Here is a 12,324-nt window from a genome sequence, read left to right as displayed (position 1 = left end):
AAAGTTTTGAGTTTTGAGTTCTTAATGTTGAATTCAAACTCAAAACTTAAAACTCAAAACTCAAAACTCTTCTTGACTTCCATGCTTACCCCCCTCCTCCTAATTCCTCTCCTCGGCGCGATCGCCATCTCCCTTTGGCCCGGCCTCTCCAGCCAGAAGGCCCGCTACGGTGCCCTGATCGCCTCCGGGGCTGCCCTGCTGTGGACTCTCTGGCTGTTTACCCAGTTTGACCTGGCTTTTGGCGGCTTTCAGTTCCACGAATTTTTGCCCTGGCTACCCGCCCTGGGGCTCAACTACGAACTCAGCCTGGATGGCCTCTCGCTGCTGATGGTGGCCCTGAACAGCCTGATCACCTGGATCGCCATTTGGAGCAGTGATCCAACCATTGAGCGGCCCCGACTCTTTTACAGCTTGATGCTGCTGGTGAGCAGCGGGGTGGCGGGGGCCTTTGTGGCCCAGAACCTGATGCTGTTCTTCTTGCTCTACGAGATTGAGCTGGTGCCGCTATATCTGCTGATTGCCATCTGGGGGGGCGAGAAGAAAGCCTATGCGGCCACCAAGTTTTTGCTTTACACGGCGCTGTCGGGAGCGCTGATGCTGGCCGGATTTTTGGGCACGGTCTGGCTCAGCGGCGCGAAAGACTTTACCTATTACGCCGTGATGGGCCATGACCTGCCAATGGTGTGGCAGGGAGTGCTGCTGGGGCTGTTGCTGGTGGCCTTTGGCATCAAAATTCCCTTGGTGCCGTTTCACACCTGGTTGCCTGATACCTATGTGTCGGCCTCGACCCCGGTGGCGATGATGCTGGGTGGGGTGCTGGCCAAGCTGGGCACCTATGGGCTGTTTCGCTTTGGCCTGGGGCTGTTCCCCGATGCCTGGGCGCAGTTTTCGCCCTACCTGGCGGGGTGGGCAGCGGTGAGTGTGCTCTATGGGGCGGTGACGGCGATCGCTCAAAAAGACATCAAGCGCATGGTGGCCTATAGCTCGATCGGCCACATGGGCTACGTGCTGCTGGGCGGCGCGGCAATGACCGACCTGGCGCTGACCGGGGCTCTCAGCCAAATGGTCTCCCACGGTCTGATTCTGGCGATTCTGTTTCATCTGGTGGGGGTGATCGAAACCAAGGTCGGCACCCGCAACCTAGATGTGCTCAACGGGCTAATGAACCCAGTGCGGGGGCTGCCCATGGTCAGCGCGTTGCTGGTGCTGGGGGGCATGGCTAGCGCCGGCATCCCCGGACTGGTGGGGTTTGTGACCGAATTTTTGGTGTTCCAGGGCAGCTATGCGGCCTACCCAGTGCAGACCCTGCTGGGGGTAATTGGCACGGGCCTGACGGCGGTGTACTTCGTGATTTTGCTCAACCGCACCTGTTTTGGGCGGCTAGACAATGCGATCGCCTACTTTCCCAAAGTCACCTTTTCCGAAAAGCTGCCCGCCTATGTGCTGGCGAGTCTGATTCTCTTCCTTGGCATTCAGCCCAACTGGCTGGTGAAGTGGGGCGAACCTACCGCCAGCTTGATGGTGGCTAATATTCCTATCATGACCACCAAGGTCGTCGCTAATGAGGACATTCAGCAGATCCCCGATGAGGTTCAACCCGAAGCCGCGATCGCTTTCCCCGTCGCCACACTCCCTCCACTGCTGTGACCCAGAACCCCATAGGCCAACGCAGCCTCTACGGGTGATCGGTTGAAATCAGAGGAAATCCCAGATTTGTTCGGGAACTAGGCGGTGGGGGCCATTGCGGAGGGCTGCGGGCGATCGCCAAACTGCCTTAAACTGCCGCTTTCCCTCTACTACATCAAGGCTTTCCTGCCCATAGAGCGACTGATCCACAAACCGCCCATCGTAGACAAACACGATTTCGTGCCCTGGCTTGTCCTCATAGACAAAGATGTTTTCCACGATGCCCAGCAACTCAACCTCGGTAATGTCGGCCCCCAGCTCTTCCTTGATTTCGCGAATCGCCGCCGCCGCACCGGTTTCGCCAAAGTCAATGCCGCCCCCCAGAGGGCGCGCAAAACCCCGCTCTTTTACTGAGTCGTAGGCTTCGTGGACAAGAATCTCCTCGCCCCGCCGCAGCAGACAGATCGAAATTGGCCGAATTCGTGCTTTTTTACCCATGTCGAAAGTTTTGAATTTTGAGGGTTTAATTCTTAGTTCTTCCTGGAACAAATCTAATTCAAAACTCACAACTAAACATTCATAACGCCCTTACTCCTCTACCCCTATGCCCACCCTTACCCAACCCCAAACCCTGATTCCCCCCTCCACCCACCCCCACGCCGACGTGATTCACCGGCTAGAGGCAGGTGGCTCGATGCTGCCCGACACGCCGGAAAACCTGATGCAGATCATCGGTATCTACAAGGCCTACGCCGTGCCGATGGATTTTTACTGGCGTGACCTGCTCTACATTGCCGAGCGGGTATTTTTGAATCCGATACCGGCCTTTAAATATTTCTTGCCCCAAGAATATCTAGATCTGCCTAACCACTATGCCGGGGATACAGCGGATCTACGGATCTGGCGGGGCGAGGCCACAGCCCACCCAGAACTGCTGGAGTTCATGGCCAAGGGGGAGACGAAACGCAAGCTGCCGAAGCTGTTTCTTCACCTCTGGCACGATCGCGTCAACATGGAGTTTGCCGAAGCCTGTATGCAAGCCATGCTTTGGCACCAGGATATGGGCGGGCGGTTCAATGACTATTTGTACACAGAGGAATATAAGGTGGCGTGCGATCGCGCCATTCGCGCCTATTTCAAGGGCAACCCCGCCATGCTGGGGCTGCACAAACTCTTCCCCGAAATGTTTTACGAAAAGTGCCGTGAGCTCTCCTACTATTCCAACCTCGGTCTGTTTTGGGAAGTGATGGCTCCGGTCTTCTTTGAGATGAGCGACATCTACGACGAAGGTGGCTTTGCGGGCGTGCCCGCCGCCATGGACTTTTTGGTCAACGGCATTTTTGCCGTGGCCGGTCGGCCCATCTACCACCACGTCTATGTGGGCGACGAATGCTTCGAGCTGATCCCCAAATCCTGCGGGTTTACCTGGCTTTATGAAGCGGCTTTACCCTACGTCGAAGCCGTGTTTTACCGCACCGCCCCCTTCCGAGGCACCAAATCCTACAACGCTCAAGCTGGGCAGGTGCCCCAGGATCAAAACGACTTCCACTACGGCATTCTCTACGCCGATGTTTTCCCCGTGGGCAGCGCGGGCATTCCCCCCACCCTGTTGATGCAGGACATGCTCCACTTTTTGCCGCCCTACCTATTGGAGTATTACCAGCAGCACTGTCGTGGCGAAGACGACATGCTGATTCAGCTGGGGATCACCTTTCAGCGATCGATGTACAACGTCACCTCAGCGGTGATTCAGGCCCTGCGGGCGGCGCTGCTCTACCCCCTAGATGATCAAAACCCTCGCCACCTGATGGCCAACCGCCAATTCTTCGAGGCCCAGATGGATCGCTTTGTGCGCCCTGAAGCTCGACTGCGCGATGTTCAGCGGCAGGACTATCGGTAGATGGGTGGATGAGTAGATGGGTGGATGAGTCAGCGTCCTGATCACCCTGTCACCGATCCACCCTGTCACCCATCTACCCTGTCACCCTGTCACCCATCTACCCTGTCACCCTGTCACCCATCCACCCCTCACCCATCCACCCCCATGCCTACCATCGTCGATATCGCTGTCAACACCGAAGGTTTCTCCACCCTAGTCGCCGCCGTTCAGGCCGCAGGGTTGGTCGAAGCGCTGCAAAGCCCTGGCCCGTTTACGGTCTTTGCGCCGAATGATGCCGCCTTTGCCAAGCTGCCCCCCGGCACCGTGCAAACCCTGGTGCAAAATCCGCCCCAGCTGGGCCGCATTCTCAAGTTTCATGTGGTGGCGGGCAAATATACCAAGGATGAATTGATCCAACTCGGCACAGTGGATTCTCTCGAAGGTGCGCCTATCCCCATCCACAGCCCTTTTGATGATGAGGCGTTCGAGGTAAAAAATGCTACGGTGCTCGCCGCCGACATTGAGGCCGACAACGGCATCATTCACGTGCTGGATACCGTTATGTTGATGGGGTAAACCTGGGGCTGGGGAAGCGATTCCGGAACGGATACTCGTTTCGAGTCGGTTCCCGAACGCTTCGCGAATCGCGGTCTCTTTGTCTAGCTAGATTGAGTGCGTTCTTTCCTGAACTGCATCACTGGGATAGGTATCCTTGGTATAGAGGGTGACATTCTCTGTGAAACTAGCGATCGCATAACTGGCCCGAATGATGCCCCTAATCCGAAGTCGATATGTGACGGCCCTAATTGAGGGGGTGTCTGGTTTAGGATTGCTAATCTTGCTCTCTGGGTGCTCGGCCTTGCCTCAGGCAGGGGTTGTTGGTGCCCAATTTAGAGAGCCAGAGATTGCCGAGGCTTTAACCAGTGAGCAAAACTCCTTACCAGCCGTCACTGATCAAGACGCGCACCAAGCTGCCGCTAAAATCCTACCCACCGCAACCGTAGTTTTTGTAGGCGATGGCGATACGCTGCGCGTGCAGGGGCAGGATGGCCCGCTCACCATTCGTCTGGCCTGTGTAGATGCGCCTGAAAGCAGTCAAGCCTTTGGCTCAGAGGCAACGCTGCGGCTGCGGCAGTTGCTTTCGACCGGGCAGCCGGTGGAGGTGCGGGCGATTGAGCGCGATCGCTACGGCAGAACCGTAGCTGAGATCTATAGCGGCGGCCAATCGGCGGGGCTACAGCTGGTGCATGAGGGCTACGCCGTTGTCTATGAGCAATACATTTCTGGCTGTGCCGCCACCGCTGACGACTACCGCCAAGCGGAATCTGCCGCCCGCAACGCCCGCCGCAACTTTTGGAGCCAGCCCAACCCCACCATGCCCTGGGATTTTCGCCGGGGCGGAGCATCCCCAACCCCAACCGCTCCACCCCTGGCTGTTGTGCCAGCTCCCGTTAGCCCGCCTTCGGCAACGACCCCAGCCAACCTGCCTGCCTGTGCCTCTCGTGACTGCGACTGTGGCGACTTCGCCACCTGGGAACAGGCTCAGGCTGTTTTGAATGCCGCCCCCAGTGACCCTCACAGTCTGGATGGGGATAGTGATGGCGTTGCCTGCGAAAGCCTTCGCTAAAACTCGTTATTTGAATGAAAACAGTAATTTAAATTTTTTAGGCTGACTTAATTTTCTGGAAGTCTAGGGGAAGTTGATTCACCGTTAGAGGCTTTACGATAAGCTCTTCTAAGACGCTCTAAGGCGCGCTTACCACGTTTACGTAGGGTAGCTTGAGAAACGCGGTCTTCTCCCTTGTCCACAAGCCGGGCCTGCACCTCGTTCCATGTTAATCCTTCAACAACTTTCCACTGAATCAGGTCACGATCACTTGGTGAAAGTGTATCTAAAGCTTGTAGTACCGAATTTATAGCAGTACTCAAAGTATCGTCTGTAGCAGGAATCTCTGGAGCCTCACTTATTGGATGATCATCACTCATCGTCTCATTGAAGGAAGCCTTTGAGTATCGTAAACGGTCGCGTTTAAATTCACGAATAATATTATAGGCAGTGCGGCGCATCCATGCCTTAGGTTGTCGGATCCCTTCCGGACTCTGCTGAGTATATCGAATCCCCCGCAGGTAAGCCTCAACAAAGATATCAATTTCGGTAACATAGGCCTGTAGCCCAAACTGATGAATTGTGCGCTTAATAAACGCTAGCAATGATCGCGCATGAGGGTTATTAGGTTTAAGAAGTAATTGTACATCACGATTAAAATCTTGTACCGCTTGTCGGTCATCTAGAGGTCTCTCCGCGCCACCTGATGCTGATATTGCAAATGCTTTCGCATAACTTGCTGCTGCTGCATCTATTCGACCAAGAGAACGTAATGTATCACCCATAGACATGAGAGCTTTGCTCTCTTGCCCGGTATAACCTTCATTGTTGAAGATTTCGATCGCTTGCTCGTAATGCGCTATTGCCTCATCTTCACAATCAAAAGATTGAAGCACATCGCCAACAGCTGCGAGGGCGATAGCTTTCCCTACTCGGTAGCCCAAATCATGAAATATCTCAATTGCCTGCCTATAGTTTGTTAGTGCGTCTTGCTGTTTGTCCAAAAAATGCAATGTATCACCAATCAAGATAAGCGTATTAGCCTCACCTAAGCGATGACCTACTTCACGGAAGATCTTGATTGCATGCATGAAGTTTTCTAATGCTTCATGTCTTCGATTTAGAAATCCTAATACATTGCCAACAGCCTTTAAAATATTAGCTTCTTCTAAACGATCTCCAACTGCTTGAGCAAGCTTTATGGCCTGCGCATAACTTTCTAATGCTTCATCTATTCTATCGAGAAATTGAAGTACATCACCAATAGTTGTAAAAGTACTGGCCTCCATAAGTCGAGAGTCTATTGCTTCAAATAAGCTAATAGCTTCTTGAGACTTTACTAATGCAACATCTTTGTGCCCAAGAGAATACATTAGATCACCGATTGCAGTGAGAGCATTAGCTTCTCCTAACCGATCATCTACGCTCTGGAATAATACAACTGCTTGCTCATAGCTTTCCAGTGCCTCTTTCCTACTACCTAGTAATGCGAGAACATCACCAATGGCGCTGAAGGTGTCAGCTTCTTTTGAATAGTCACCTGTTTGGTGAAATAACACAGCCGCTTGTTCATAGCTCTCTAACGCATTTTTAGTTTGATTTAGGAATATTAGCGTATCACCAATAGATTTTCGGACACTTGCCTCTCCAAAAGAGCTCCTTACTTCGCAGAAGAGATCAAGCGAGGAAACATAGTATTCAAGAGCAGCGTCATATCTATAAGTTCGATTAAGGGTTTCGCCCTTCCGATAGTAAGTTACTGCTTTTGCTGAGCACGACAAACGATCGCTATTATCGTGTTCTAACAACAAGTCTAAAAGAGCATCAAGTTCAGCATACTGAAAATTGCTTTTCAAGTTAGAGGTATAGTCCCAAACTATGATATCTGCTGAATCTCTTTCAGATACAACCAAATGATATATGCTCTCAATTTTACAATATTCATCAATTTGTTTCGAGAAGTAATTCGCGGCCCTTATAGACAACTTGAGATATTCACTTTGATTAGATTTCCATAATTTAGAAAGCATAGCCTCGCGTGTCAGGTCATGAATATTATGACCTCGCCCTGGAAATAATTCTATAAAAGATAACCCTTGCAATTGGTTGCAAAGATTTTCAGCTTGACCAGCTATTTCTGGGCGCAATTCTAATAAAATATCGCTATTAAACCAATGAGGTATTGCTGCGGCCCACACGGCTAGCTGCATTTCTGGTGAAAGTGTTTCTAGAAGACTTTCTGTTACCAACCAAGTGCGCTCGTCATCACTCTGAGCTTGGCCTAACCGATATAGAAGTTCAGTATTCATGCTTCTACATCCTTAGCCATCACATCAAAAGCTTTAACAATCTCTGAGGGTTGTCCTTTAAGGATGCGAATTGCTGTACGGATTTCATCCCGATTAAAGGATAATCCTATATCTTGGGCATAGTCTTGCCAAGCATCAACTTCTAAGATGCTATCAAGTCTACAATGTTGATGAAAACGTTTCCACTCACCGCTAGGTTCAGGCACTTTTTGACCTGCTAAAATTACAAGCACATTTTCAGAGTCAGCTACTTCTGCTAAGAAACCTCCAGCGATCCAATTGGCTAAGGTTTCAGGTGCAGCGTTAAATGTGTCTAAGATTATTAAAATCGAGCAAGGCATGTTTGATAAATCTGTAAAAAAAGCTTTTCCTAGCTCAGTCAATACAAAACTTCTTGAGTCTTCGTCTTGGATGTTTAAAATTGTTTTAATCTGATTCTCTTGACTCTTTTCGCCTCTATTTTTAATCCCTAATCTTGCATCCACAAATTCCTCGATCATTTGATCAAAGTTAGGTAATTGTCTAACTCCTAACTTTTCTCGAATACGGGAAAAGAGGTAAGGCGCACCCGTTTTTGCAGCTTTCAGGTCCACCCAAGCTGACTTTAAGGTTCTTGGACATTCAGCTTCAAAACGCATTAGCAACGACGTTTTACCGTAGCCCGATGGGGCTTCGACCAGAAGAATGCGTTGAAAACACTCTCGGTTTACCATTCGATAGAATTGTTCTATCTCTTTTGTTCGATTAGCCAGCTGCCTTCTTTGAAGCATAGCTTTAGGTGCTGTGCTATCAATCATTATTGGGAGAGCTTGCTCATTTCCGGATAGCTGAACTGCCGTGCAGCCTACTTTATATGCAAACTCCACCGACCGCCCTGCCCCTAAAGCATCATAGAACCCCACTGCAAATTCAATAGCAGTGTGACCTTCAAACGTTTTGGTCATACCTACTACGTAGGGAACATGTTTGGCAATGGCTTCTGCCTGTATCTGAGAGTAGCAACCATTGAGTACTACACAATTTACTGGATCGGTGAATTCTGCTGGGTTTGAAAATAGTTCGAACAGCCCCTCTAGAGCTTTTTCAGATACTAAACTAGCCTTACCGTTTTCATCCTTAAACACTAAACCTTCTAACCCTTCTCTGTAACCAGAAAAATGTACGATTTGTGGTGTTTCTTCTAGCATAGCCCTCTGAATGTCACGTGGCCGCACTGCTAGCCTCTGGATCAAGGTAAATTGATCGCGATGTTGTGAGCGTCTCAGTCCCTCTTCGATATCACGTAGTTCTGCGTCTAAGCGTTGGCGGGTGTCATTTGCGGTGTTAGCCGCTAAGAACAAAATCTTTTTTTGCATAACATGATCTGAGCCTGGGGTAGAGCAAATTTTTCTTAACTATAAACTCAGTACATCTGAGAGGCGACAAATTAGTTTGACTTATCCTAGTCGCCGCCGAGTTCGCCGCCAGTTAAACCAGTTCTCGGCCCAGTCGCGCCGCCAGGTGCCGTGCTGCCAGCGCTGCCGCTGCCACTCACTCACCATCAGGGGAATGATCTCCGCCTGGCTATGGGATAACGTTGGCACCTGGTCAAGGCGTTGGAGGGGAATTTCCTGGTGTACCGCCAGCGCTATGGTGTGCATAAGTTCGCTGGCTCCAGGGCCACAAATTTGGGCACCGAGCAGCTGCCCGTCGGCCCGCACTATCCACCGGCAAAAGCCCGTGGTCTCGCTACCGTAATGGGCTTTAAGAATTTGGCCAAACGCTACCTGCACCACAGTCGCTTCGCTGCCGTACCAGCGACGGGCTTGGTCAGCGGTGAGTCCGATCCGCGCGTATTCTGGCCTGGTGTGGAGTAGGGCAGGACGGTTGAGAAAGGAAACCTTTCGCAGCGGCAGATAAAGAGCATTGTGCAGGGCAATCGCCACCTCCTGGCGATCGGTTGATTCGGCCCAGTAGCCACCCAGGGCCGGGCCGCAGGCAAACACTCGGGGATGGGGGGTGGCGAGGCGATCGTTCACTGGCAGACCGGTGGCAACGCCATGAACTATTTGGGGGTGAATGCCGATGCTGTCGAGGTTGAGCGGCCCCAAGATGGAGTGGGCAGCGGTAGCCAGCACCAGGGTTTGAGCCTTAAGCAAGTCGCCATCAGCCAGCGAGACTTCAAAACTATCTTTGTAATGGATCGCGTCTAATCGAGTGTTGAGTTTGAGGGTTACCCCTGCCGCCTCTAGCAGTGCTTCCACAAAGGCAGATATATTTGGGTCTTCGATGGGGAGTAGCTGATCGCCTCGGGTGACTAAAGTAGTAGGAATACTCATCTGGGCCAGGGATTGAGCCAAGGCGATCGCCACCGCACTCCGCCCCAGCACGATCGCCGACTCAGGCAATGCCGCCGAATCCAGCAGTGTATCGACGGTGAGGTAAGGGGTCTCGGCCAGCCCAGGAATATCGGGGACAGTAGCTGCGGTACTAGGGGCGAGGAGGTAGCCGCGCGATCGCAGCCGCCGCGTCAACGTTGTCACCGCCAAATTCGGCCGAGGGCTAAATTGACCGGGTTCCAGCACTACATCCACACCGCTGGTAGCCAGGCCATCGAGATTTAGGTGGGGGTAGGCGATCGCCTCTAGCGATCTGACCTGAGATTTCACTGACTCCCAGGTTTGGCCCTGAGAGGCTCTAGCTTGAGCTAGGGTAGTAAGCACAATCTGCCGGCGAATCTGCTGCTCTACTGCCCCCGGAGGCTCAACCAGGGCTACCCGTGCGCCCTCCCGCGCCGCTAGGGCAGCGGCCTCACGCCCCTGCACCGTGCCGCCGAGAATCACTGCGTCGTAGTCAACGGTCATGGTCTCTTCACCTTGTGTTCCCATGAGTTTAGCGCCAGCGCTAGCGGGAAGTTGACGAAGGTGGGGAGGGTGAGAGCGATGGGGAGGGTGAGGGAGTGGGGGTAAGGGGTGAGGATTTGCTGATTTCTGCAGATCTCTCTAGTTCCCTACTTTCCCCATCTCTTCCATCTTCCTCACTTCCCCGACCTCATCTATTTAGTCTGAGTAAAGTTTCTGCCCCGTCCTGATGGGTTGCGGCGGGGCAGGTAAGATTTGAAACAAACGCAGCATGGGCGACTATGACAGGCACCACGACTACCCGCGAGTTCGCATCGATTACCGATTTTTCTGACTTTGCCCCGCCAGAAATTACTAGCGATCGCGTTTTGGCCGCCATCGACGTGGGCACCAACTCGATCCACATGGTGGTGGTGAAAATTCAGCCCGATCTGCCCGCTTTCAGCATCATTGACCGCGAAAAAGAGACCGTGCGCCTGGGCGACTTCAATGCAGCCACGGGTGGGCTGTCGGAAGCTGCTATGGAGCGGGCGATTAAGGCGCTAAAACGCTGCTGTGCGATCGCCACCAGCCTCCAAGCCGAAGATATTGTGGCGGTAGCCACCAGCGCCGTGCGGGAGGCCAGCAACGGCCAAGACTTTATTGAGCGGGTTTACACAGAAGTTGGCCTGGCCATCAACCTGATTTCGGGCACCGAAGAAGCGCGGCGCATTTACCTAGGCGTGCTCTCGGGCGTAGAGTTTGATGGCCAGCCCCACGCCATCATCGACATTGGCGGCGGCTCCACCGAGCTAATTTTGGGCACCGGTGAACCCCATCGCTTTCTCAGCAGCACTAAGGTGGGCGCGGTGCGACTCACGGCCCAGTTTGTTTCCACTGACCCCATTTCAGATGCCGAATTTAGCACCCTGCGAGCCTACGTGCGGGGCATGATAGAACCCAATACCACCAAGCTTAAGCACCATCTCCAAGACGGAGAGCCGATGCAGCTGATGGGTACCTCGGGCACCATTGAGTGTCTAGCGGCGGTCATCGCCGCCGAGCGACTGGGCTTGGTGCCCAACCCCCTCAACGGATTTCAGATGAGCTACGACGAAATCTCGCGGCTGGTTGAAACCCTGCGCCAGGCCACCTACGCTGAACGGCTGGCCCTGCCCGAGATGTCGCCGCGCCGCGCCGAGATTGTCGTCGCGGGGGCGGTGATTCTCCAGGAGACAATGGAGCTGTTGGGGGCCGACAGCATCACCATTTGCGAGCGCGCCCTGCGGGAAGGCGTGGTGGTGGACTGGATGCTCACCCACGGTCTGATCGAAGACCGCATGCAGTTTCAAAAGTCGGTGCGGCAGCGCAATATTCTCAAGACCGCCAAGAAGTATAAAGTGCATTTGGACCGCTCAAAGCGGGTGGCCGAGTTTGCCATGGATTTGTTTGAGCAAACCCGCGGCAGCCTGCACACCTGGGGCAATTTAGAAAAAGAACTGCTCTGGGCCGCCGCCATACTGCACAACTGCGGCCACTTTGTCAGCCACTCGTCGCACCACAAGCATTCTTACTATCTGATTCGCCACGGCGAGCTGCTAGGTTATACCGAAACCGAGCTGGAAGTGATCGCCAACATCGCCCGTTACCACCGCAAGAGCGCCCCCAAAAAGAAGCACGACAATTATCGCAACCTGCCTACCCGCTACCACCGGCAGATGATCACTCACCTCAGCGCCCTGCTGCGCCTAGCGGTGGCCCTCGATCGCCGTGGAATCGGGGCCGTTGAGAGCTTTCACTGCAACTTTGATGCTGACACCAACCTGTTGACCATAGAGGTGAGGGCGTCTAACCCCAACGACGACTGCGCCTCAGAACTGTGGAATCTGGATTATAAAAAGGCCTACTTTGAGCAGGTGTTTGAGGTGAAGCTGGCGGCCCAGCTGGTGAGTTGAGGCATTTCAATAGTTATCCCTCTTTAGTCACTATTGACGAAGTAAACTAAAGCTAAAAAGTATGGAAGAGGGCTGTATCTATGGTGACACCTCGACTTGCTGTCCGTACCGTGGGCTTCGTTGATGAGTA

9 protein-coding genes are annotated in these 12,324 nt (G+C 52.9%); 5 read left to right on the top strand and 4 right to left on the bottom strand.

The annotated features are described in order from the left end of the window. Positions 1–81: 81 nt before the first annotated feature. Positions 82–1,647: an NADH-quinone oxidoreductase subunit M gene (locus tag H6F57_RS06815; RefSeq protein ID WP_190626997.1), complete on the top strand. Its 1,566-nt coding sequence runs from the start codon at positions 82–84 to the stop codon at positions 1,645–1,647. Positions 1,648–1,695: 48 nt separating this feature from the next. On the opposite strand, the gene H6F57_RS06810 is transcribed toward H6F57_RS06815, so the two are convergent. After that, positions 1,696–2,124 (bottom strand): NUDIX hydrolase, encoded by a 429-nt coding sequence (locus H6F57_RS06810; RefSeq protein WP_190627050.1) that lies wholly within the window; start codon positions 2,122–2,124, stop codon positions 1,696–1,698. Positions 2,125–2,230: 106 nt separating this feature from the next. On the opposite strand from H6F57_RS06810, the gene H6F57_RS06805 reads away from it, so the two are divergent. From H6F57_RS06805 to H6F57_RS06795, 3 genes are all read left to right on the top strand, one after another. Continuing rightward, positions 2,231–3,526 carry a CO2 hydration protein gene (locus H6F57_RS06805; RefSeq protein WP_190626995.1) on the top strand — a complete coding sequence of 432 codons (1,296 nt, stop codon included), beginning with the start codon at positions 2,231–2,233 and terminating at the stop codon, positions 3,524–3,526. A 144-nt stretch (positions 3,527–3,670) separates the two neighbouring features. Next, positions 3,671–4,081, top strand: coding sequence for a fasciclin domain-containing protein (locus tag H6F57_RS06800; RefSeq protein WP_190626993.1), 411 nt, complete (start codon positions 3,671–3,673; stop codon positions 4,079–4,081). 193 nt (positions 4,082–4,274) lie between these two features. Continuing rightward, the gene (locus H6F57_RS06795; RefSeq protein WP_190626990.1) at positions 4,275–5,132 is read left to right on the top strand and encodes a thermonuclease family protein; all 858 of its coding nucleotides are present in this window, start codon (positions 4,275–4,277) and stop codon (positions 5,130–5,132) included. Between the two features lie 47 nt (positions 5,133–5,179). Here H6F57_RS06795 and H6F57_RS06790 read toward each other — a convergent pair whose 3' ends face one another. The 3 genes from H6F57_RS06790 to H6F57_RS06780 form a co-directional block, all read right to left on the bottom strand. Next, complete coding sequence (locus tag H6F57_RS06790; RefSeq protein WP_190626988.1) at positions 5,180–7,420, bottom strand: tetratricopeptide repeat protein; 2,241 nt, start codon at positions 7,418–7,420, stop codon at positions 5,180–5,182. After that, complete coding sequence (locus H6F57_RS06785; protein WP_190626986.1) at positions 7,417–8,775, bottom strand: ATP-binding protein; 1,359 nt, start codon at positions 8,773–8,775, stop codon at positions 7,417–7,419. Before H6F57_RS06785 ends, H6F57_RS06790 begins: the two co-directional genes overlap by 4 nt. Positions 8,776–8,856: 81 nt before the next feature. Beyond that, positions 8,857–10,287, bottom strand: coding sequence for an FAD-dependent oxidoreductase (locus tag H6F57_RS06780; RefSeq protein ID WP_190626984.1), 1,431 nt, complete (start codon positions 10,285–10,287; stop codon positions 8,857–8,859). Between the two features lie 254 nt (positions 10,288–10,541). Between H6F57_RS06780 and H6F57_RS06775 the strand changes: the two genes are divergently transcribed. Continuing rightward, positions 10,542–12,194, top strand: coding sequence for a Ppx/GppA phosphatase family protein (locus H6F57_RS06775; protein ID WP_190626983.1), 1,653 nt, complete (start codon positions 10,542–10,544; stop codon positions 12,192–12,194). Positions 12,195–12,324: the final 130 nt, after the last annotated feature.

The sequence above is a fragment of the Leptolyngbya sp. FACHB-60 genome (genome assembly GCF_014695775.1).
Taxonomy (GTDB): Bacteria; Cyanobacteriota; Cyanobacteriia; order Phormidesmidales; family Phormidesmidaceae; genus Nodosilinea.
This window is presented reverse-complemented; position numbering and strand designations above follow the sequence as displayed.